This window comes from Blautia sp. ZXY-1-B12, from assembly GCF_056339915.1.
In genome coordinates this window covers 14,024-36,945 of the sequence record NZ_JBWJVP010000194.1, presented here as the reverse complement: position 1 = coordinate 36,945, position 22,922 = coordinate 14,024, and the positions used below count along the sequence as shown (strand labels likewise).

The following is a 22,922-nucleotide window of genomic DNA, read 5'->3' as shown; positions in this document are numbered from 1 at the left end:
ATGTCAATAGCTCAATCTCAGAGAAAACTCTTTCAGCAATCAGTCTTATCAGCCTTCATGTGATGGACTCTCAGTTCTGTAACTCACGCCTTTCTCTACTCATATTTTCGTCATCCGGACTTTTAACTCTGTTTCTGATAATTTACTCATAACAACAGACCTTACAGATGGCATCACTTTCCACAGCACTCCACAATGGTTTTCTCCACATCTTCTATCTGGAAAGGTTTTGCCAGGTGTGCAGTCATGCCGGCTGCGAGACATCTTTTGGCATCTTCCTCAAATGCATTTGCAGTCATTGCAATGATCGGAATTGTTTTTGCATCTGCTCTGTCCATGGCACGTATGGCTTTTGTTGCTGCAATACCATCCATAACAGGCATCATGACATCCATCAATATGGCATCAAAGGTTCCCGGAGGATTATTTTCGAAGTGCTCCACCGCCTGTCTGCCGTTTTTTGCAACTGTAACCTTCGCACCGTCATCTGTCAGCAGCATTTCTATGATTTCAGCATTAAGCTCATTATCCTCAGCTGCCAGCAGATGCAATCCACGAATATCATATTTCTCAGCAATTTCCTCATCCTTTTTCTGTTCCCGGGCAATCTCAAATGGAATGGTAATGACAAACACAGATCCAACTCCCACCTGACTTGTTACTTCAATACTTCCATTCATCTGCTCAATCAAGCCTTTAGTGATCGCCATTCCCAGACCGGTTCCCTGATAAACACTACGGGCATCTGTTTTTTCCTGTGAGAACGGATCAAAAATATGACTCAGGAACTCCGGACTCATCCCTATACCTGTATCAGAAATCGTCCATCTGTATGTACAGATTCCATCATGTACATCTGCAGCCTCCATTACCGTAGTGATCTTTCCTCCCAGCCGGTTATACTTAATACAATTTCCATAGATGTTCAGAAAAATCTGGCGAAGATGCAGTGAGCTTCCATAGACATAAGGATAAGGGATATTCTCCTTATTTTTCTCATAAATCCACTGAATATCCTCATCTGCTGCCTTGTGAGTGATAATACTCTCAATCTCATAGACCAGATCTTTGAGACAGATATATTCATGAGTCAGAACAATATGACCTTCCTCTATTTTACTCATCTGCAGAACATCATTGATAAGGGAAAGCAAATAATCCGCTGCTATCTTCATCTTTTTATGATTTTCCTGTATCAGTTCCTTATCCTCAAAATGAGTCTCGTCAATCTTTAACAGACCAATAATACCATTCAAAGGTGTCCTGATATCATGGCTCATACGGCTGAGGAAATTCGTTTTTGCCCTGCTTTCAGCACGCATCTCATTGAAGGCGGCCTGAAGGCGTGCCTGTTCCTGCTCATCCCGTTCATGTCTCTGTGTGGTATCCTGCAGCAGAATGATCGCATAAATCATAGGCACCTCCGCAAGGATTTCTGTATCAAACACCACCATCCTGGTCATAAGAACTGTTTTCTGTACCCAGCGGATACTTCCATCATCTTCGCGGGCACAATATTCCACAGACATATTTGTTTCTCCGTTCTCAAACCTCTTACGAAGTTTTTCACAGTTATCTGTCATGCAGTAACCGGCAATTGTTTCCTGGGTGATTTTTTTCTCATATTCCCAGCAATAATCCCGATAAGAACATGGAAGCGGGTAGTCCATAAAAAGTTCCCGGCTCTTCTGTTCTTTTCCATTCAGTACAATCCTTCTTTCCAGAGCATCCTTTGTCAGATTTACTGTATAGATCACATCTGACAATTCCAGAAGCGCATCCACATAGCTGTCATTTTCCAGGATTGACTGTTTCAGTTGTTCATAATAGAGCTGAAGCTGCTCTTTTGCACCTGTCTGACCTTCAGAAGTCTTTCGGATGGTTTCAAATGCCAGAAGAAAATGATGCAGCTTTTTGTCCTCATCCCAGTCCACCGGAATCAGTGTAAAGCGGTTATATGCCCCCTGTTTTCCGATATTATACTCATATTCCAGAATATCTTTCTTCGTATGCATCTTCTTTTGAAGTTCCGAAATCTGCAGTCCTTCGCGGATATCTGCCTGACTGGATTTTTCAACCTGTTCCTCTATGATCTGTTCCACTGCTCCGGAATATGCACCATCAGAGGCCAGGAAAAAATTTTCACTGGAACGGATTGCCCGATAAGTATCCATCCTGGCATCACAGTACAGACAATCCGAGAAATTACTGCCATGCTGATTAAGCAGCTTTAACAGCTGATATCCCTGATGCTTTTCTGCAGCAGCTTCTTCCCTTTTTACATGATTCTTATTGATATACATGTTTTTGTCTGCGCAGTTAAACAGTTCTCTCATTGTACTTCCGGGAAAATCGCTGGCCAGTGTAAAGCCTGCTGCATAGCTCAGGGGAGTATCCGGATACACTTTGGATTCCTCTCTCATATCTCTGCGCACCTTTTCAAGGCACTGTGTCATCTGTTCCCTGTCCAGTCCATGGGTAACTGCAAGAAACTCATCTCCACCTGCTCTTCCCACAAACTGCTCTGCCGGCATGGAAGCCCGCAGGCAGATGGCAAATCTACGGATATAAGCATCACCGGCTTCATGACCTCTGCTGTCATTAATACGCCGGAGATTATTAAGATCAAAACTGCAGACACCGGTATCTGCATCCGGTTCTTCCTCACTCAGTAATTCTTCACATTTATTTTTGTTCGGAAGCCCTGTCGCATCATCCAGATATACCTTTCGCTGCAGTAAACGATTCATTGCAGCATATTGTATTGCTTTGATGAATTCATATCCGATCAACAGCATCAGCACAACAATATCTGCTGTGATATATTTTTCAAGCAATGATAAGGATGTGGCTTTTTTCTGCGAATATTTTTCAGCCAGGCCTGTTGCTTCATCGCAGATCACAAAAAACTCCTCACTTTCCGGAATAATATCTGTGTTTCTGGCTCCTTTGAACCTCACAAGATAAATTTTCTTATACAGGTCAGAGAATTTATCATCCAGTTCCTGCATTTTATTCTGAAAATCAACATCATTGAGACGTACAAGATTTAATTCATCATTTCCATTTCGCAAACCGTCAATAAAAGTTCTTATCTCATGGATCATCTCATTTTCCTGCTGCGTGGAAAGCTCCAGTTTTATGAGTCTCTGTGTCTCTCCCCTGACTAAACCGGTATAATTTACAATACGGGCCGTTCCCTGAATATCTGAGACAATTCCCATCATTATGATAATAAGGATAGCCAGAATAACTGCCAGAACACCAATGCTGACCTGAATAATACTTGATTTCTTTTTCTTATTCTTTACTTCGGACATGGCCCTCCCCCTTTTGTTTTATTTTGGAAAAATACTTTCTGCATTCTAACTATTTTACCGTACTTTTTCCGTTATGCCTACCACAAATTTATTAATACTATATCGATTCCATAAAATAATGCTACCTTTTCGGAACCATATGGTTCTGTATAGTTGCAGTAATGCATATTAATTAAGAGGCTTGCTATAAATTTCCAAACAGGCATCAAAAACACCCGGCAAAATTACTTTTCATAATCTGCCGGGTGTTCTCTTTCGCCCTCTCTGTATAGATTATTAATAATGTCTTCCAGACGGTCGAAGTTATATTTTTCTTTTTCAGTTTTTTATTTGACTGCTCCGGTAATACCTTCTGCAAACTGTTTCTGTAATACAAAGAATACGATCATTGTAGGAATAGAACAGAACAATACACCGCACATCAGCATACCATAATCTGTCACATAGCCTGTGATCAGGTTGGCGATCAGCATTGGCATAGTCATCGCCTTGTTGTCTGTCATGATTACCTTTGGCCACAGATAAGAGTTCCATGCATTCATAAAGGTAATAACAGCAGCTGCCGCATATGTAGATTTCATTGTAGGAATGAACATCTGGAAGAAAATCCTTACTTCGCTGAGTCCGTCAATACGTGCAGCTTCAATAATATCAACCGGGAATGATCTGGCATTCTGACGGAACATCATTATCATAAACGGCGTGGAAATAATCGGAAGGATAAAACCTACTGCTGTATTCAAAAGTCCTGCCTTGGAGAACATTTTGAATAACGGAACCATAGTAGCAACCTGCGGAACCATCATAGCCAGAAGCAGGATTGAAAATACTCTGTCTTTCCACTTATCATGGTAAACTTCAAATCCGTAACCTGCGATAGAGCAGACCAGAAGACAGATCACTGTAGTAAGGATTGCATAAAAGAAAGAGTTTCCAAGTGCTCTCCACAGTGGCTGCTGGGATGTAAGATTACGGAAGTTTTCCATAAAATAGCTTCCCGGAATAATTCGTCCACGTGATACATCTGTGGATGTATTAGTTGCAGCTGAAATCATCCAGTATAACGGGAATACTGAAATAAATGACACGATGATCAGAAAAATATAGGTTGGGATCAATCTTCTCTGAATGGCTGATTTGTTTTTCTTAGTCACGTGTATCACCTACTTTCAAATTAATAAATGCAAGTACAGCTACCATAATGAATATGATAAATGACATTGCTGCTGCATATCCAAAGTTTGGTACGTTAATAAAACATGTATTGTAAATATAGTGGGACATTGTGATTGTTGAGTTTGCCGGTCCACCCTTTGTCAGGTTGACAGACTCATCGAACAACTGCAGTGTACCATTAATTGACATGATAAATGTCATAATAATTGTCGGTTTCAGAAGCGGAACAGTAATCTTCCAGAAAGTCTTCCAGCCATTGGCGCCATCAATCTTGGCTGCTTCATATACAGAATATTCAATATTCTGAAGTCCTGCCAGATAGAATACCATGTTATATCCGGTCCATCTCCAGATCAGCGCAAGGATAATTACAATCTTGGCACTGGCGGAATTTCCCAGGAAATTATAGCCGGTAGATAAGATCCCAAGTTTGATCAGAATACTGTTGATCAGACCATCTGTAGCAAACATGGAACGGAAGATCAATGAATAGGATACCAGGGATGTTGCACATGGCAGAAATACACAGGTACGGAAGAATCCCTTAAATTTCAAATCTTTGTTATTCAGAAGCTGTGCCAGAAGAATTGCCAGTATCAGCATGATCGGCACCTGAATGATCAGATACAGGAATGTATTTACAATAGACTGCTGAAATACCTTGTCTGCCAGAATACGTTTATAGTTGCTGAAGATCGGATCTGCAAATCTCATATTTGCTCCGGCTCCGGTCTGCAGGGAAATGATAAATGCACGTATCATTGGATAAAAGCTCATGATCGCGATCATGATAGTTGCAGGAGCCAGGAACGTCCATCCTGCTGCTCTCTGCTTGCCAAGCAGAGACATACCTTTTTTCTTGGAATTCACGTGAACTCCTCCTTTCAAAAAACTCTGTAACTGTTCGGCATTTTGCCGGACAATTACCAACTCTTTGCAGTAAGATGGGGGACTGCTGGCAGTCCCCCGCACTTACCTGTTTTCATTCACTTAATCACTGTCTACAGATTGCTTCACAGTTTCACTGTTCCCGCAATCCTGACATCATCTGATCCTGCGATCAGAATTTATTCAGTCATCTTGAATGCCAGAGTATCCTGAGCTTCCTGAAGGGCGTCTTCTACAGATGTGCCGTTTACGATATTTACAACTGCTGTGTTGACGCATTCTCTTGCTTCATAATGATACGGTGTTTTTGTGAACTCCGGAATATGAGAAGAGTATTCTACAATTGTGGAGAAGATTGGCTGTCCACCAAAGAATTCATTTGGCTCGTTGTAAACCTTAGATTCACCTGCCGGCAGATAACAGGAGATTGCACCTGCTTCCGGAAGGATTGCATCATAGAAATCTGTGCTGGAACCAAATGTACTTGCAAGGAAATCTTCTGCAAGTTCTACATTCTGGCAGTTGGATGTAACATACCAGGAAGATCCACCATTGTTTGCATAGTTTGTGGCTGTGTCAACATCATCTACTTTAGGCATTGTTGTGATCTGCCACAGACCCTTCTGATCTTCTGTAGACATCAGAGTAGCTGTGATCCAGTTACCATTTACAATACCTGCTGCCTCACCGCCTGTAATAGTAGCGATATATTCATCCCAGTTATTTACAAGTTTAACAACGTCATTCTTAACCAGATCTACATAAAGATTGATGCATTTCTCTGCAACTTCATTGCCTACGATGTAAGCTTCGCCATCTTCGTTTACGAAGTTAGCTCCGCAGGACTGCATCATCATCATCAGAGTATCGCCACCTGTAGCTTCACTTGTAAGAAGATATTTTCCGGTTTTTTCATGAACATCTTTACCGATTTCCATGAACTTGGACCATGTGATATCTGTCAGATCATCAATAGTATATCCTGCCTCGTCAAGGATATCTGTACGATAGCATGCAATAACAGCACCATTATCAAACGGAACACCATAGTGTGTATCATCTACCATGGAATAGGACTGTTTCAGTTTACCAAAATCATCCCAGTTAATGTTGATATCTTTCAGATCTGTGAATGCATCCGGATAGCTCTTCAGATATTTCTGATAGCTGTTGTCCTGCATAAGAACGATATCAGGAAGTGTGCTGTAATCGCCTGCATTTGCTGCTGTTGTCAGTTTAGTCTGGCAGTCATCAGAAGATGTCTCTACGATATCTACAGAAAATCCCTCATGATCTTTTGCATACTGATCTGCTGCGATCTGCATGGATTTGATGTTGAAGTTCTGATCCCATGCCCATACGGTTAACTTGTTGTCATCATCAGATTTCGCTGAAACAACTGTAGCTGATCCTGCAAAGGATGCTACCATAGCACCGGTCATTAATACTGCGAGTAATTTTTTTCTCATATTTATGTCCTCCTTTATTAAGCTTATTCTTTCTTCCGAATCGCTTGTAAGCTGATTATAACATCCGATTTTCAGGTATAGTTTGCATAACCGTACACATAATGTGCAATTTCGATCATTTTATGTATTTTGCACTATTAAAAATATTTAAAAATATATTTTTTGTTCACTTTCTCATTTACTATGTTATTTTAATAACAAAGACCACTTTCATGGACAAAAAATATATATTTTTTGTCTTTGAAAATGGTCTTTGTTCTTGTTTCATAAATTTTTTATTCAATTTTTGTACATATTTTACAATTTTTAATTCATTTTATGCAAAATAGACTTTACCAGGACATTGTGTCTTCATCGCATGAAGCAGTTCCTCATTAAGATCAAGAAGCAGTTTTATCTTGTGCCCGTCTTCCCGGATAATCATTGTGTAGTAAGGAGTATCATCATCATAAGAGGTATAATCGTACTTTTTCAGTTTCTCCGTTCCGCCATTCCTTTTGTACCTTGCAACACTTTCATGCCAGTGCGGTGCCACTGTCTCCAGACTGCTCAACTCCAATATATGAGCTGTTTTGCGATACTTCTTGCCATAGATCACATCTATTTCAAACTGACCGTTTTCCATCGTGTATTCATAATCCTTCTGACTGAATATATCAAAGACAAAATACAGCCCTGCAAGCAGAAATCCCGGAAGCATAAATGCCTGGGAAATCGTGATTCCCATAACCACAAAAAGCACTGCAAAAACAATCATTACCACACGCAGGACTCCGGACATACTCTTTTTCTTTCTTGATACCTGCTCCACAATCTTATAGTTCATAACTTTTTACCATCCTTCCTCTGAATGAATATCGAAATCCAAAAGCTGCTGTTCATAATTCTCCGGCCGCTTTCTCCATTCAACCGGCGTCACTCCCATTATCTGTCTGAAGTTCCGGTTAAACGTTGAATTGGTCGTGAAACCACATTTGTGCGCAATATCTGCCACCGGTATATCTGTTGTCTGCAGAAATTCACAGGCAGTATGAATCCGCACAGAATTAATATACTCCAGAGGACTTACCTTCATATGCGATGTAAATACTCTTCTGAAATGAGTTTCACTGATATGACAGATTTTCGCCAGGTCCTCAATCCGAATGTCCTCCATATAGTGATAAGAAACAAAATCCAGTACACGGGTGATCATATTTGTAAGTTTCCCTGTTTCCTCTTCCACCCTGTCTTCCGGTGAAGCCCGGTTCAGTCTGGCAATTTCTACTAGTAATGCCGCAAGAACTCCACTGGATTCTTCAATATAAAATTCTTCTCCCTCACGCATGATATTCATGATCTTAAGAATTTTTGCAGCTATAGAGGGGGACTCATTCTCTTTCAGAAATAAAGCCTTAGAATATATTCTCTGAATCATTTTTTCAGCCTTTACCGGATTGTTCAGAAATTTTTTCATGAAACCTTCCACATCTATGAAAAGATACTCCCATTTACTGACCGTACCCAGATCACTGTTAGTCGTATGAGCATAATTGGGTGGAATCACCGTAAATTCTCTTCCCGAAAACCGCATTTTAGCCTCACCAAACGCCATAACTCCATCCCCTTCGTAACAGAAACCAATCTCCAGATAATTATGAAAATGAAGATAATCCACATCATTTCCATAATTCTGAACCCACTTCTGTCCCAGAAGAGCCAGGATCGGACTTCCGGCAGGCATCTGGTAATAGCGGAATTCCATCTTCGGTTTTCTTCTCTTCTTTGCCATACAGTCACCTCATTTTCTGTTCTGTATTTTCACAATATGATTTTACCAGTTTTTTATATATTTTTCGATATTTTTGTACATTTTCCAACAAAAACATACAAAAACACCTGGCAGACTACTTTTTATAGTCTGTCAGGTGTTTTTCTGATCCCACACTGGATTGCATCTGTCGGGCAAACTTTCTTGCACCTGCCGCAGCGGATACATTCCGGACTGTTGGAGTTTTCCACAGGGTCTACGATCATCTGGCATGCTTTTGCACATTTTCCGCATTTTATACACTTATCTTTATCCACTCTGTATTTATACAGGGAAACAGGATTAAAGACGGAATAAAATGCTCCCAGAGGACAGATATATTTGCAGAAAGGACGGTAGATTAAAATGGAAAGAATAATCGTTATGACAAGGATCACATTCTTCCATATGTACAGCCAGCCCAGTGCACTGCGCATGGATTTATTCAAAAGCACCAGTGGCAGTCCGCCCTCCAGTGTTCCTGCCGGGCAGATCAGTTTGCAAAAATAGGGTGCCCCCTGTCCCATAATATCCACAAGGAACAATGGAAGCAGGATCACAAACACTGCAAAAATCACATATTTCAGCTTACGAAGCAGTTTATCTCCCTTGAATGTGCGGATTTTCTTAGGAAATGGGATCTTATTTAACAAATCCTGGATCAGTCCAAAGGGGCAGAGAAAACCGCAGATCAGCCTTCCCACCATAGCCCCGATGAAGATGAGAAATCCTACCACATAATAAGCCATTTTGAAATTCCAGCTCCCTATCACCGCCTGAAGGGAACCAATAGGACAGGCGCCAACAGCACCGGGACAGGAATAACAGTTCAGGCCCGGAACACAGGCATTTTTCAATTTGCCTGTGTAAATTTTGCCTGTGACAAAACCGGTAACATGACTGTTTGTAATGAACGCCCACAGTGCCTGGATTCCGTGGCGGGGCCACTCATTGATCTTCATATTTTTTGTATTTTGTTTCTTATTACTTTTGTTATCGCTGTTCTTTTTATTACTCATGATAATTTATTTTCTTCCTATTCATATCTTCCACAGACTTATCTTATGACAATGTTTCCGGTTAAATCATCCAATTCCCACACATTCCATACAGATGTTAATGGCTTTTGTAAACACCACCGCCAGCTCTCCGCGGGAAATTCCATATCCCATAAAGCAGGCTCCCACAAGCATAAGGATCACAGCCGGCCATTTACTGTTCCATATTTTGCTGGTTTTTAATTTATTCATTTATTTTCCCTCTGTGACATTCGCCAGCTCTTTTTCCACAATCTCTTTCCACTCGTCCAGGCTGTGGCTTCCGGAGTAAGTCTCGCCTACAATATTTCCGTTTTTGTCAACAAAGAATGTTTCCGGGAAAGCGGAGATTCCATTGAGACGTCCGTTCATCATTCCGGAATCCGGGATCAGGAATGGATAGGATGCCTTTGTTTTCTCCTGAATTACCTGAGCCTTTTTCACTGCTTCCTCATCCTGTTTTCCACCACTGCCTACTGTATCCCGTGTAACGCCTACTACTCCCACGCCTTTATCCTTCATCTCCTGATAAAGCTTCTCCAGATCAGGAATCTCATTAATACATGGAGAACACCAGGTAGCAAAAACATTTACCATAGTCAGATCGTATTTGCTGAAGATATCCTGTGTATAGGTTTTTCCGTCAACTCCTGTTGTTTCAAATTTGCCTACATTTGTTACTTCAGCTCCATCTGTACTGTCAGAAGTATCCTGTGGCTGATCAAATGCAGAAAGCATCTGGAACGGAGTCATTTCTGTAAGTGTTACTTCAATCCCCTCCACATCCTTTAACAGGTCTGCATCCGCATCCTTGTTTGTGCTGAGGTAATATTTATATTTGCCGTCACTGCTGGTACCCAGTTCTTTATGCTCTGTGCAGCCGGTAATCGTATCCAGATCTTTCTGGGATTCCTCATCATACATTCCGATCACACCTACTCTGCTGAGACTTTTCAGCCAGTCATCATATCCGGTGCCCTTCTTGTCCACCTCTGCATCCTTCTGCTCATCTGTCAGGGTACACCAGCTGGCTGTGGCATATGTGACTGCCTCTGCATTGTCATCCCATCTCTCATCTGTAAACATGGAAATATTCTTCTTCTCCATCTGCTCTTTCAGGTCTTTGGAAATCCCTAATTTCATTCCAAGGAATGGATATTCATAAGTATCCTGTGCAGGCTGAGCAATCTCTGAGGGTTTGAAGGATTCTGCAATCAGACCCTCGGAAGCTGCCACACTGCCATCTTCTGCTGCCTGAACATCCTTACCATCCGTCTGGACTACACCTGCTTCATCTGCAGGCACTGCAAGAGCCTCCCCTGCATGTACAGTTACAATACCTCCCATAGATGTCACACTTAATACACCTGCTGCAAAAATCGCCATTAATCTCATTCTTCTGTTTTTCATTGTAAGTAAGCTCCCTTCATTTTTTACTGTTATGATTTTTATATTACCTTTAAGCCAAGCCGATAAAAGCATGCACTTCTCTACTTGCCCCTGACCAAATAACTGCTTCACAGTTTAGTTGGTTAACAGGCATCGTTTTATTGATATGCACACATTATAGCATCTGAGAAATAAAATCTGTGTTAAGAAAATAACTTTTTTCAAAATTTTATTTCGTAGCCACTCACAGACAAATTTGAAACTTGTAAAAAAAACTTTATAATCGGATATTTTAGAGGATTGCTATAATATGAAACATTTTCTTTTTTTACACGAATTTTATACTTCGTGTGCTATGATAAAACTGATAATATATCAGAGTCAAAAATTCAAAAAGGAGACTATCATGCACATTTTAATTATAGAAGACGAAGAACAGCTCTGCCGTTCCATGGCAGAGGGGCTCCGCATGGACGGATACGAAACAGATACCTGCTTTGACGGGGAAGAGGGACTGGAATTATGTATGACAGAGAACTACGACCTGATCCTTCTGGATCTGAACCTGCCGGGAATTGACGGTCTGGAAATCCTGCGTCAGTTCCGTACCTTCAATACCAATACTCCTGTTCTCATACTCTCCGCAAGAGTACAGATTCAGGATAAGGTGGAGGGTCTGGATCTGGGAGCCAACGATTACCTCACCAAACCATTTCATTTCGAGGAACTGGAAGCCCGTATCCGCAGCCTTACCCGCCGTAAATTTATCCAGGAGGATGTCTGCCTGAGATGCAGCCGCATTACCTTTGACACACGCACAAGAGAAGCCAGTGTAGATGGCACACCCCTGGCTCTCACCAGAAAAGAAAGCGCACTTCTGGAATATTTTCTGCTTCACCGCAACCGGATCATCAGCCCGGAGGAAATGATCGAGCATCTCTGGGACGGCAGCGTAAACAGCTTCAGTAACTCCATCCGGGTGCACATTTCTTCCTTAAGAAAAAAACTGAGAACTGCCCTTGGATATGATCCTATACAAAATAAAATCGGACAGGGATATATTATGGAGGACTAAATCTATGAAATTTTATTCAGAAAAACTTTCCCCCCGCAGGCTCTCTCTCCAGTGGCGGCTCACATTGCTAATCTCCGGATTGGTTATCACAGCCTGTGCACTGATGTATTTCTTCATCAGCCGTTCTGCTGTGACCGGTCTGGAAGGGATCTCCGACTATGTAGTTCTGGTCACCCCCGACAATTCAAGCCCGATCTCCATCAATGTAGATCCAAAAATCCTCATCCCTAATCTGGAAAACCAGATTCAGAATACCAAAAACAACTTTCTGTTCCAGAGCATGATCGCCACAGGTATCATTATTCTTCTCAGCAGTATCTGTACCTGGTTTGTCACCAGAAGAGCCCTGACCCCCCTGCGCAGATTCAGCGACAGGATCAGCCAGGTACAGGCACAGAATCTGTCTGAACCGCTGGAAGTCCCACTCTCAGAGGATGAGATCTCGCGTCTGACCAGATCCTTTAATGACATGCTTGCCCGTCTGGACAATGCCTTCTCTGCACAGAAACAGTTTGTGGCAAGTGCAGCACATGAGCTTCGCACACCCTTAGCTGTAATGCAGACAAATCTGGAAGTTTTTTACAAAAAGCCGGAGCACGCACCCCAGGAATACGACAGACTTTTCACCATGCTTCAGGAACAGACCGGACGGCTTTCCCATCTTGCGGAAATCCTGCTGGACATGACAGGTCTTCAAACAGTAGAGCGTTCTGACACTATTTCCCTTGCAGCACTCACAGAAGAGGTTTTCTGCGATCTGGATCCGGTTGCAGAAAAACATCAGGTCCGGCTTATTCAGACAGATGGCGACTGTACTGTTACAGGCAGCTATATCCTTCTGTACCGGGCAGTTTATAATCTGGTTGAAAATGCGATCAAATATAACCGGCCTTCCGGTTCCGTTACTGTAAGCATTCATTCTGGAGAATCTGCAGTCCTGGAGGTAACTGACACAGGCATCGGTATCTCCCCTGAAAATCAGGAAAAAATCTTTGATCCTTTCTACCGTGTGGACAAATCCCGCAGCCGTGCCATGGGCGGTGCAGGTCTGGGGCTTGCTCTTGTAAGCGAGATTGCCAGACAGCACAACGGTCAGGTAAAAGTAACCCAGAGCAGCGAAAAAGGCAGCACCATTGCCCTGATGCTGCCTGTAACACTCCTTTAAATCAACTGACCACTGATTTTTTCTCTTATTTATTTTTTTCCAGAATCTGAATCAGTTTCTGTGTATCTTCCATAGTAGTAGCCCAGCTTGTGGCAAAGCGGATCACAGAGTGTGTCTCATCATACTTCTCCCAGAATCCGAACTCCACATCCTGGGCTATTTCTTTCATTACATCATTAGACACAATACAGAAGATCTGGTTGGTAGGCGTATCCAGAGAAAGCTGATATCCATACTTCTTCAGTGCAGCCTTGATCTGCTCTGCAGCTTCCATTGCAGGTTTGCCGATCCGCAGGTACAGTCCGTCCGTAAACAGCTCACCAAACTGGATCCCGGCGATTCTTCCTTTGGCAAGCAATGCTCCATGCTGCTTGATGATTGTAAAGAAATGAGGAATCCGTCCTTTCTGCGGTATAACCACCGCTTCTCCAAACAATGCTCCGCATTTGGTTCCTCCAATGTAAAACGCATCACTAAATTCAGCCAGATCAGTGAGAGTCACATCGTTCTCCGGACTTGCCAGTGCATAGGCAAGGCGGGCGCCATCCACATAAAGGGGAAGATGATTTTCCCGGCAGACTTTGCTGAGAGCTGCTAATTCTTCTCTGGAATACAGGGTACCATATTCTGTTGGCTGGGAAATATATACCATTCCAGGCATTACCATATGCTCATAATTGGCATCATCATAGAAATCCTTCACCAGCTTCTCAATCTGCTGTGCAGAGATTTTTCCATCTTTCTGCGGTACTGTCAGAACCTTATGTCCACCAAATTCAATAGCGCCAGATTCATGGGTTGCAATATGACCTGTATCCGCAGCCACAACTCCCTGATAGGATTTCAAAAGTGCATCGATTACTGTGGCATTGGTCTGTGTTCCGCCAACCAACAGGAATACGTCTGCCTCCGGTGCATTGCAGGCTTTTCTGATCTTTTCTTTCGCATCTTCTGTATATGGATCCTGACCATAGCCCACTGTTTTCTCCAGGTTCGTCTCCATCAGCTTTTTCATGATCGCAGGATGTGCACCCTCCATGTAGTCACTGGCGAAATATAAACGTGATTCTGTATTTTCCATTTTTATCGTTATGTCCTTTCACTGCACTATTTGCGCATTTGACTTTTTTATTCATAGCTTCTGTTCTGTACCGGAACGCTATTCATTCTGTTACTCTATTTTTCTTAGCATTTCTCCCATCTGCTCTTCTGACTTTCACAGATGGAGTTCCACTGACAATTCCCACAGATTTCTTTCCTCTTTCCTGATGCCAGGATTTTCTTTTGAACAACATCTGTAAAATCATCAAATTCCATAATCTGTCCATTTTCCAGACCGCACAGTTCCAGCACTGCATTGTCATATGCTTCTACAAGCGAAAAGGAAGAACAGCATCCTTTTTCATTATTCGGACAGGCAGAACAGATCTCGTCTGTATCTGCATGAAGCTGTATCTTCGCTCCCTTCTGGAAAATATCCAGCATTTCCTGCATATGTGCGGAAAATCCATCACTGTATCCCTCACCTTTGAAATATGCAAGGCACATTCCATGGTGAGGGCGTAGTGGAATATTTTTTATAAAAGACATCTTTGTGCACCCTTCTCCTTAATTTTTTAACATATTGGATACTTTAACACAAAGCGTTTTTATTGACAACTTTTTTTATTTTATAGTTTACAATCCAATAATTCTATATACTGATCGGATTTCATCAGACTTACTGGATAAAATCAGAAAATCCTTTTTTACTTTTTCTTCATTTACCAGCCTTAGCTACCCTCATATTATAAAGAAAGGTACCCAATGATGCCAGAATAATCAGCACATATCCTGTAAAGCTGTACTTATCCGGAATCTCTCCAAACAGGACAAATCCCAGCATCGTGGCAAAAATAATCTGCGAATAATCAAAGATGGAAATCTTCCCTGCAGGTGCATAGGTGTATGCAGCCGTAATCGTAAACTGTCCACCCGCTGCAAATAATCCTGCCATAAGCAAGGTCACAAGCTGTTTCATACTCATCGGAGTGAAATGAAATACCATCCACGGCACAACCGACAAGCAGGAGAAAAATGAAAAATAAAACACGATAACCGGTCCCTTCACTCCGTGAGTTCCCAGTACACGCACCATCGTATACGCAATTCCTGCTCCCAGTCCACCGCAGACTCCTATCAGTGCCGGAACAAGTGCCGCATTCTGAAATCCCGGTTTCACTACAAATAAACATCCGATAAATGCCAGCGCAACACACGCAGCCTGCGCCGGTCTGATCTTTTCCTTTAACAAAAGGAATGAAAAAATAATCGCAAAAAACGGAGACAATTTATTCAGAATCGATGCATCTGCCACCAACAGATGATCAATGGCATAAAAGTTACACAGAATCCCCAGTGTCCCGCACACACAACGCAGGATCAGCGGTCCCCAGTATTTCTTATCCACCTTCGGCACTGTACGATTTTTACAGAGAATCACCGCTGCAAACACCGCCGCCACCAGATTCCGGAAGAAACTCTTCTCCACAGACGGCAGATCACCTGCCAGACGTACGCTCACATTCATACAAGCAAAGAAAAACGCCGACAGGATGATCATTATCATACCCTTTATGTAATTTTCCTGTTTCATCAGATTTAACCTGCCTTTCTGTCCATGCAGACAGCTTCTTTTTATCATATGCTGTCTGTCATCTACCTGTTAATCATAGCACGGACAATCGTTTTAGTACAAATAGATTTTTTATTTCAATTCGTCCTAAACCATGATATGTTACTGTTCACTCCGTTCACAGTAACGTAGCCAAAATTCATTCCAGATTGCCTGTGGCAATGGAATTTTGGCTCGTATGTCTCGGGATTTTGGCATATTCATGCCAAAACACCTCGCGGAATAGTGGTGTGTGAACAGTAACCATGATATACTATAAGAACTGTCGAACCTCCAGCAGAAAGGAGGTGAGTTTCATGGAAGAAATTCTCGTCACATTTCTTGTCTCTGTTTTAGCAGGCGTAGTTAGCTACTACATATGCAAATGGCTGGACGGCAGACACTAGACAGCAACAGCCCAAACGGAACAGCTCACCGTAACGAGCAAGAAAGCCCTCAGAGCTGCAACTCTGAGGGCTTTTGTTTCTTTAGTTCGCTTCATGGAATCTCGTCACATTCCTTAGCTACTGTTAGTATATGCTGAAAAAAATAAAAAGTCAACTTAAAAATAATATTAGGTAGTATAAATTTACTGTAGGAAATTTACCCTGCTTTTACATCCCATTGACTTTTCCAAAAGCTTGTGTTACTCTAAAGCGTGTTTGAAAATTGTAACGCACATCTTGCGTAAAGCATTTTTCAAATACGCTCTAACAAAAGAAAATCTGCATAATGGATAATAACAACGGGAGCCTGTGGGACAGGCTGAGAGGAAGATAGATCTTCGACCGCACCTGATATGGATAATGCCAGCGTAGGGACTGTATTTGTATATTAAAATCTGCCAGTGTGTTATTCCGGCAGATTTTTTTGCAGGATTTTATCTGCTTCCTGCACAACTGATAATGTCTGCTTCGGCAGACCAAATCTTAATTTCAAGGAGGTTCATTATTATGAACACAGACAGATCAAAAACACTCAGAATGGTCATGCTCGCCATGATGGTTGCCATCGGCGTTGTCATCTCACCTATTCTGAGAATCGAGGGTATGTGCCCTACTGCACACCTGATAAACATCGTCTGTTCCGTACTTCTGGGACCGTGGTATTCATTGCTTTGTGCCACTCTCATCGGAATCATCCGAATGATGTTTATGGGTATCCCGCCACTTGCACTGACAGGTGCCGTATTCGGCGCATTTTTATCAGGCGTTTTCTACCGCGCTTCTCATGGAAAGATTATCTGCGCAGTGATCGGTGAAATCTTCGGAACCGGTATCATAGGCTCTCTGGTTTCCTATCCTGTAATGGCATTTCTTATGGGCAGAAGCGGACTGAACGCATTTTTCTATACACCAATGTTTCTGGCAGCAACCTGCATGGGCGGCACCATTGCCTACTTCTTCCTGAAGGCCTTAAGTCACGCAGGAATGCTTGCCAAATTTCAGCAAAGCCTTGGAGCAAAAGTATATGACCGTAAATCAGACAAATCCCAGACAATTGACCAGAGCAGCACAGCCGCTGATTCATTGCATCACTAATCCGATTTCTATTCATGACTGTGCGAATATTATTTTGGCGGCCGGAGGCCGCCCGATCATGGCAGAACATCCGGCAGAAGTAGCTGAGATCACCAGAAACTCTCATGCACTGGCACTGAATCTTGGAAATATCACTGATGCACGTATGAAATCCATGCCTGAATCTCTGAAAATCGCTGCCAGTCTCCACATACCCGTTATGCTTGATCTGGTAGGAACCGCCTGCAGCAATCTGCGCTATGAATTTGCGCAGAAGCTTATGAACATCCACATGCCTGAACTCCTTAAAGGAAATATGTCTGAACTTCTTGCCATGTCCGGACAGACCGCACATGCAATCGGAATTGACGCAGGCGTACAGGATGTGCTTACAGATGCCAATCGTTCCCATCTGAAAGAACTGTTCCAGGAAAAGGCTTCCCAGTGGAATACCACACTTCTTATCACAGGCAAGGAAGATATGATCGTCTCCGCCAACAAGTGTGAATTTATCACAAACGGTACTCCTGCCATGTCACAGATCACAGGAACCGGATGTATGCTTGGAATGATCTGTGCCACCTATCTGGCAGTTACAGACTCATTTACAGCTGCCGTCTCAGCAGCCAGAGAATTTGGCACAGCAGGAGAAAGAGCAGAGAAAAACAGCTCCGGACCCGGAAGCTTCCAGACAGAGCTGTTCGATCAGTTTTACAATCTTTTATAAAAAAGTTCCCGTCAGACAATATGGACAAATTTCTTCCATATCATCTGCGGGAACTTTTTTATACTATTTCCGCACTGCGCATTTTTCCCAGTTCTCGTCTCGCAAACACAATCGCCAGCGCAAATGCCGCTGCATCTGCGATCGGTCCTGCATACATCACTCCATCAATTCCCATAAACAACGGGAAGATAATGATCAATGGCAGAAGAAAAATCACCTGTCGTGTCAGAGACATTACAATACCCAGCTTCGCCATACCGATAGAAGTAAAGAAACCGGAAGATACCGGCTGGATACCGTTTGCAAAGGTCATAAACATAAATATTTTCAGATAACGTTCTGCAAACTGAAAATACAGCTCACTTCCTGTTCCGAAGATACCCACGATCTGGTGTGGAAATATCTGGAAACAGAAAAAGAATATCGTTGCAATTACTGTACAGGCAGTTACAGAATAACGGTATGCCTGTCTTACTCTGTCATATTTCTTTGCTCCGTAGTTAAATCCCCAGATTGGCTGACTGCCCTGAAAAATACCAATACAGATTGCCATAAACATCTGATTAACTTTAGAAATAACACCAACACATGCAATCGGAATGTCACTTCCATAAACTGAATCTGCACCATAATGACGAAGAATATTATTCAGCACAATCTGCACGATTGCCATCGCAATCTGGTTAATGCAGGACGCAAGACCTAACGAAATAATTGCCTTCAGATATGGCATCTTCGGTTTCAGCATAGCTCCTGTCAGATACATATTTCGGAATTTCCAGAAATACACAATAACCAGAACTCCAGAAACAACCTGACCAATCACAGTAGCCCATGCAGCCCCCTTAATTCCCCATCCAAATACGAAAATAAACACAGGATCAAGAATCGTATTAATGATTGCTCCAATCATAATGCAAGTCATAGAATAAGTCGGACTTCTATCAGCTCTGACCACATGGTTTCCACCAACAGACAGAATATAAAATGGAAGTCCGAGTGCCGTGATTCCTGTATAATCAACTGCATAAGGCATCACATCTGTAGTCGCTCCAAACAAAGTCAGCAAAGGTTTCAGAAACACCAGCGCAATTACTGCAAGAATCAAACCGCTGATTACCAATGATGATAATGCAGTTCCTGCAATTCCACTTGCTTTCTTTTCCTGCCCTGCTCCCATCTCCAGGTTATAATTCGACGCACCGCCGATTCCCAGAAGCAATGCCAATGCCGTCGCAATTGTCGTAACCGGAAACGCCACATTCGTTGCCGCATTTCCCAGCATACCTACACCCTGTCCAATAAAAATCTGGTCCACGATATTATACATCGCACTGACCAGCATACTGATGATCGCAGGAATCGCAAACTTAGCGATCAGTCCACCCACAGGTGCTGTACCCAGCGGATTCTGTGCCTGCGAATTTATTTCCTGCGTACTTTGGTTACTTTTTCCCAAATAAACTCCTTCCTCTCTTTACATATTTGACACAATTTCTATCCCTGATAAATAATAACACACTTGTAGGAATAACTTTTATTATGCCGTTTCTTTATGCCGTATTATTTACTTTAACATTTATTCTCCTTCTCTGCAACGAAAAAGCAGGGGATTTATTGCATCCGTCAATAAATCACTCCTGCTTCTATTCTTAATGCCATCACTTTATGAACATTTTATATTTATTTTTCATACAAATCCTCTGATATTTTCTATACCTCCTCCAGACAAAACAGTCTAGCACTAACCGGATTTGGAAATTCTACGGTTAACTCTCCAGCCTCTTTATTCCACTTATAATTACATGGTTCTGCTTTCGGATAACCACATACCACTTTCAAATCCTGACCTTTTCTGTGCTCAACAGGAATTGTTGCAAAAGCAGTCTGACTGTTTCTTCTCCATACAGCCACATAATCTTTCTTACCTGCATTCAATCCCATGCTCACCCACGGATCGCGATATTTAGAAAGACCTAATGGCCAGAACGGTACTGCATTCTTGATATCTACACGGATTGTTTTATAATATGAGATCGCCTCTTTTACAAGATCAAATCTTTCTGGACTCAGGTTTACCAGATGACCACTCTGATGAATTCGAAGTAAAATTGCATTAACCATATTGAAAATTACTTCTTCCTTGTCACCTTCAGTCAGTGGATAAGACCAGATAGCAGCCTGCTCAGGCGTTAATGCCATTGGAGAATTTGCTGCGATTGTAGCATATCTTATATAGTCTTCCTGGTCACTGGTAGACTGAATACTGTAACGTGAAAGCATTGCATAGTCCATTCTCAGACCACCGCTTGAACAGTTCTCAATAACCAGATTCGGATATTTTACAAAAATCCCATCCAGCCATTTCAGGTATGCACGGTTATGACCAAGAAGTCCGTCACCTGCGCTGTCCGCATTCAGTTCTGTACCAATTCCCGGTTCAATGTTGTAATCCATCTTAATATATCCAACGCCATATTCATTTACCAGACGATCGATAACTTCTGTTGCATGAGCAATAACTTCCGGATTACGAAAATCAAGCTGATATCGGCTTCTGTCATAAACCTTTTTTCCATGTCTCATAAAGTACCAGTCATCCGGAACCTTATCTGCTTTCGGGCATTTGATTCCCATAACTTCAAGTTCCAACCATACTCCAGGGACCATTCCTTTCGAACGGATATAATCCATCACTTCTTTTAAGCCGCCCGGAAATCTTTCTTTGGATGGCAGCCATTCTCCAACACCATCCCACCAGAATCCTGCTGAATACCATCCACAGTCAACACAGAAATATTCGCAACCCGCTTCTTTTGCTTTATCAATCAGCGGAAGTTCTTTTTCTGTCGTAGGGTCTCCCCACAGACAATTCATATAGTCGTTAAAGATTACCGGAAGTTTTTCATTATCTTCATTCTTTCTTCTGATAGCACGACGATATTTTGTAAGTTCTCCTGCTGCCTCTTCCACATCTCCACATGCAGAACCGACACTTACCGGAACACTTGCAAAAGTATCACCCGGTTTCAAATTCTTCCACCAGTGAGACTGATGTTCTGTGGGGCCGGATAACTGCAAATACATATGTCCATCCTGATCACTGATTTCCCAGTACCAGGAACCATTCTGCTCAATCTGCCAGAACAGGATAGAATCTGTTTCTTTATTCTTCAGGCATCCCATAGGAAGATAATTCTTAGTAGACCAGTTTCCGGTATTTCCAACACTGATTGTCTGAGAAGAACGTCTTACTTTATCCGGCTGTGAAATAGACATACCTAGCTGATCCATACTGAAACGGTTCCAGATTAATTCCTTCTGCCATGCATTGCGTGCAATCAGAACTTCCAGTTTTTCATCAGTACTTAAAAGACCTTCTTTGTCAATACCAAGCAATGCAAAAGAAGATACATACTCAACTCCCAGATCTTCTTCTCCATTATTTTTTAACTCTGTCCAGCTTCTGATCACAGAGATTCCATCATAGAACTGAATATTACTGCATACTTCCAGTCCTGTAGGTTTATCTTCCATAAGTATCTCAAGTTTTCTTCCTGTCTCGTTTCGATAATCTTTCATATCTTTATATTTCAGGCGATAGCCAGGAGCAGTATAAGTATACTTTGTTCCATGGCGTTCACCCGGACGGTTTAAACCTGAAAGCAACACTTCTACCGGTCTGAAAGAAGCTGTTCCTTCACAGGAATTAATATCATTTTCATCAAACGGTAAGTTTGAAAAATGTAATAACTTAATCTCATTCTCATCTGTGATCTCATAGACCATGTTTAAATTATTTTCTTTAATTTCAATTCTCTTCATGATGTCTCACCAATACTTTCTTCTCTAAACTTATTCTCAATTTGCATCAACCTTTGACAGAACCACTCATTAAGCCTGCAAGGAAATATTTCTGCAGGAACAGGAAAATGATAGTTACCGGAATTACCGCGATAACAGATCCGGCCATCAGACCACCCCAGTCAATAGTATTTGCACCTTTGAATAACATAATCGCCGGTGTCAGTGTTCTGTATTTATCTGTAGAGATAAAGATGTAACCAAACATAAACTCGTTCCATGCATTAATAAATGCATATAATCCGGTAGAAATCAGACTTGGAACAGATAATGGTAAAATAATCTTGAAAATCGTCTGTGCTTTTCCACATCCGTCAATCTCAGCCGCCTCTTCCAGTGCCATCGGTACAGTATCGAAGAAACTGCTCATCATAAACGTACACAGCGGTATAACGAAAGTTGTATATGCCAGAATCAGACAAAGGTAAGTTTCCAGAATATGGAATTTCTGCATGATCATATATAACGGAACCAACAGAAGAACACCAGGGATCATCTGAGACAACATCATTGCAAAGTTGGAAACCTTTACAAGTTTCTGTTTATAGTAACGACTTAATGCATATCCTGCCATTACAGCAATTACCATAGAAAGTCCACAGGCAATTACAGATACGATAAAACTGTTCTTAATATAATTTATAAACCCTGCCTGGAACAGTACCTTCTTAAAATTCTCCAACGTAGGTGCATGAATCACAAAAGAAGGAATCGCCGTACGAATCTCGTCTTTTGGCTTAAATGCTGAAATCACCATCCAGATAAATGGGAATACACAATATATGGCAATTATAATAAGAAGAATATATGAAACGGTTTTTACAATCGTTTGATTTTTTTTATTCAACAT

General features: G+C 41.9%; 19 protein-coding genes and 1 riboswitch. Of the genes, 4 read left to right on the top strand and 15 right to left on the bottom strand.

Annotated elements, in window-relative coordinates:
• Nucleotides 1–173: 173 nt before the first annotated feature.
• The 9 genes from AC075L_RS11490 to AC075L_RS11450 form a co-directional block, all read right to left on the bottom strand.
• Nucleotides 174–3,320: a response regulator gene (locus tag AC075L_RS11490; RefSeq protein ID WP_476387695.1), complete on the bottom strand. Its 3,147-nt coding sequence runs from the start codon at nt 3,318–3,320 to the stop codon at nt 174–176.
• A gap of 326 nt (nt 3,321–3,646) precedes the next feature.
• Nucleotides 3,647–4,474: a carbohydrate ABC transporter permease gene (locus AC075L_RS11485; protein WP_173684581.1), complete on the bottom strand. Its 828-nt coding sequence runs from the start codon at nt 4,472–4,474 to the stop codon at nt 3,647–3,649.
• A complete protein-coding gene (locus AC075L_RS11480; protein ID WP_055054104.1) occupies nt 4,467–5,366 on the bottom strand; it encodes a carbohydrate ABC transporter permease in 900 nt (299 codons plus the stop codon). The genes AC075L_RS11485 and AC075L_RS11480 overlap by 8 nt, the downstream gene beginning before the upstream one ends.
• A gap of 197 nt (nt 5,367–5,563) precedes the next feature.
• On the bottom strand, nt 5,564–6,853 hold the full coding sequence (locus AC075L_RS11475; RefSeq protein ID WP_173684580.1) for an ABC transporter substrate-binding protein: 1,290 nt from the start codon (nt 6,851–6,853) through the stop codon (nt 5,564–5,566).
• 316 nt (nt 6,854–7,169) lie between these two features.
• Nucleotides 7,170–7,679 (bottom strand): hypothetical protein, encoded by a 510-nt coding sequence (locus tag AC075L_RS11470; protein WP_173684579.1) that lies wholly within the window; start codon nt 7,677–7,679, stop codon nt 7,170–7,172.
• A gap of 6 nt (nt 7,680–7,685) precedes the next feature.
• Nucleotides 7,686–8,624, bottom strand: coding sequence for a helix-turn-helix domain-containing protein (locus AC075L_RS11465; RefSeq protein ID WP_226824745.1), 939 nt, complete (start codon nt 8,622–8,624; stop codon nt 7,686–7,688).
• Nucleotides 8,625–8,746: 122 nt separating this feature from the next.
• Nucleotides 8,747–9,661, bottom strand: coding sequence for a 4Fe-4S binding protein (locus tag AC075L_RS11460; RefSeq protein WP_330593730.1), 915 nt, complete (start codon nt 9,659–9,661; stop codon nt 8,747–8,749).
• Between the two features lie 66 nt (nt 9,662–9,727).
• Entirely contained in the window at nt 9,728–9,892 is a 165-nt protein-coding gene (locus AC075L_RS11455; RefSeq protein ID WP_019160354.1) for a CD1871A family CXXC motif-containing protein, read from the bottom strand.
• Nucleotides 9,893–11,089 (bottom strand): TlpA family protein disulfide reductase, encoded by a 1,197-nt coding sequence (locus AC075L_RS11450; RefSeq protein ID WP_476387694.1) that lies wholly within the window; start codon nt 11,087–11,089, stop codon nt 9,893–9,895.
• A gap of 385 nt (nt 11,090–11,474) precedes the next feature.
• Between AC075L_RS11450 and AC075L_RS11445 the strand changes: the two genes are divergently transcribed.
• Complete coding sequence (locus tag AC075L_RS11445; protein WP_019160352.1) at nt 11,475–12,143, top strand: response regulator transcription factor; 669 nt, start codon at nt 11,475–11,477, stop codon at nt 12,141–12,143.
• 4 nt (nt 12,144–12,147) lie between these two features.
• Nucleotides 12,148–13,308, top strand: a complete 1,161-nt coding sequence (locus tag AC075L_RS11440) for a sensor histidine kinase (RefSeq protein WP_476387693.1) — start codon at nt 12,148–12,150, stop codon at nt 13,306–13,308.
• 25 nt (nt 13,309–13,333) lie between these two features.
• On the opposite strand, the gene AC075L_RS11435 is transcribed toward AC075L_RS11440, so the two are convergent.
• The 3 genes from AC075L_RS11435 to AC075L_RS11425 form a co-directional block, all read right to left on the bottom strand.
• Nucleotides 13,334–14,389: a threonine aldolase family protein gene (locus tag AC075L_RS11435; protein ID WP_118340483.1), complete on the bottom strand. Its 1,056-nt coding sequence runs from the start codon at nt 14,387–14,389 to the stop codon at nt 13,334–13,336.
• Nucleotides 14,390–14,493: 104 nt separating this feature from the next.
• Nucleotides 14,494–14,898, bottom strand: a complete 405-nt coding sequence (locus tag AC075L_RS11430; RefSeq protein WP_022381173.1) for a DUF1284 domain-containing protein — start codon at nt 14,896–14,898, stop codon at nt 14,494–14,496.
• A gap of 169 nt (nt 14,899–15,067) precedes the next feature.
• Nucleotides 15,068–15,943 (bottom strand): DMT family transporter, encoded by an 876-nt coding sequence (locus AC075L_RS11425; protein ID WP_055060621.1) that lies wholly within the window; start codon nt 15,941–15,943, stop codon nt 15,068–15,070.
• A 753-nt stretch (nt 15,944–16,696) separates the two neighbouring features.
• A riboswitch (TPP riboswitch) is annotated at nt 16,697–16,800 on the top strand.
• 114 nt (nt 16,801–16,914) lie between these two features.
• Between AC075L_RS11425 and thiW the strand changes: the two genes are divergently transcribed.
• On the top strand, nt 16,915–17,502 hold the full coding sequence (gene thiW, locus AC075L_RS11420) for an energy coupling factor transporter S component ThiW (protein ID WP_020993246.1): 588 nt from the start codon (nt 16,915–16,917) through the stop codon (nt 17,500–17,502).
• Entirely contained in the window at nt 17,432–18,208 is a 777-nt protein-coding gene (gene thiM / locus AC075L_RS11415) for a hydroxyethylthiazole kinase (RefSeq protein WP_118575902.1), read from the top strand. The genes thiW and thiM overlap by 71 nt, the downstream gene beginning before the upstream one ends.
• Nucleotides 18,209–18,266: 58 nt before the next feature.
• On the opposite strand, the gene AC075L_RS11410 is transcribed toward thiM, so the two are convergent.
• The 3 genes from AC075L_RS11410 to AC075L_RS11400 form a co-directional block, all read right to left on the bottom strand.
• Nucleotides 18,267–19,667 (bottom strand): MATE family efflux transporter, encoded by a 1,401-nt coding sequence (locus AC075L_RS11410; RefSeq protein ID WP_476387692.1) that lies wholly within the window; start codon nt 19,665–19,667, stop codon nt 18,267–18,269.
• Nucleotides 19,668–19,921: 254 nt separating this feature from the next.
• A complete protein-coding gene (locus tag AC075L_RS11405; protein ID WP_118617529.1) occupies nt 19,922–22,033 on the bottom strand; it encodes a glycoside hydrolase family 36 protein in 2,112 nt (703 codons plus the stop codon).
• Nucleotides 22,034–22,079: 46 nt separating this feature from the next.
• Nucleotides 22,080–22,922, bottom strand: coding sequence for a carbohydrate ABC transporter permease (locus tag AC075L_RS11400; protein ID WP_055060617.1), 843 nt, complete (start codon nt 22,920–22,922; stop codon nt 22,080–22,082).

Excerpts from the sequence above, each read along its gene's own strand:
- AC075L_RS11470 (WP_173684579.1), bottom strand. The coding sequence starts at position 7,679 with ATGAACTATAAGATTGTGGAGCAGGTATCAAGAAAGAAAAAGAGTATG.
- thiW (WP_020993246.1), top strand. The coding sequence starts at position 16,915 with ATGAACACAGACAGATCAAAAACACTCAGAATGGTCATGCTCGCCATG.
- AC075L_RS11405 (WP_118617529.1), bottom strand. The coding sequence starts at position 22,033 with ATGAAGAGAATTGAAATTAAAGAAAATAATTTAAACATGGTCTATGAG.
- AC075L_RS11465 (WP_226824745.1), bottom strand. The coding sequence starts at position 8,624 with ATGGCAAAGAAGAGAAGAAAACCGAAGATGGAATTCCGCTATTACCAG.
- thiM (WP_118575902.1), top strand. The coding sequence starts at position 17,432 with ATGACCGTAAATCAGACAAATCCCAGACAATTGACCAGAGCAGCACAG.
- AC075L_RS11435 (WP_118340483.1), bottom strand. The coding sequence starts at position 14,389 with ATGGAAAATACAGAATCACGTTTATATTTCGCCAGTGACTACATGGAG.
- AC075L_RS11450 (WP_476387694.1), bottom strand. The coding sequence starts at position 11,089 with ATGAAAAACAGAAGAATGAGATTAATGGCGATTTTTGCAGCAGGTGTA.
- AC075L_RS11460 (WP_330593730.1), bottom strand. The coding sequence starts at position 9,661 with ATGAGTAATAAAAAGAACAGCGATAACAAAAGTAATAAGAAACAAAAT.
- AC075L_RS11490 (WP_476387695.1), bottom strand. The coding sequence starts at position 3,320 with ATGTCCGAAGTAAAGAATAAGAAAAAGAAATCAAGTATTATTCAGGTC.
- AC075L_RS11440 (WP_476387693.1), top strand. The coding sequence starts at position 12,148 with ATGAAATTTTATTCAGAAAAACTTTCCCCCCGCAGGCTCTCTCTCCAG.
- AC075L_RS11475 (WP_173684580.1), bottom strand. The coding sequence starts at position 6,853 with ATGAGAAAAAAATTACTCGCAGTATTAATGACCGGTGCTATGGTAGCA.
- AC075L_RS11455 (WP_019160354.1), bottom strand. The coding sequence starts at position 9,892 with ATGAATAAATTAAAAACCAGCAAAATATGGAACAGTAAATGGCCGGCT.
- AC075L_RS11445 (WP_019160352.1), top strand. The coding sequence starts at position 11,475 with ATGCACATTTTAATTATAGAAGACGAAGAACAGCTCTGCCGTTCCATG.
- AC075L_RS11400 (WP_055060617.1), bottom strand. The coding sequence starts at position 22,922 with ATGTTGAATAAAAAAAATCAAACGATTGTAAAAACCGTTTCATATATT.
- AC075L_RS11425 (WP_055060621.1), bottom strand. The coding sequence starts at position 15,943 with ATGAAACAGGAAAATTACATAAAGGGTATGATAATGATCATCCTGTCG.
- AC075L_RS11430 (WP_022381173.1), bottom strand. The coding sequence starts at position 14,898 with ATGTCTTTTATAAAAAATATTCCACTACGCCCTCACCATGGAATGTGC.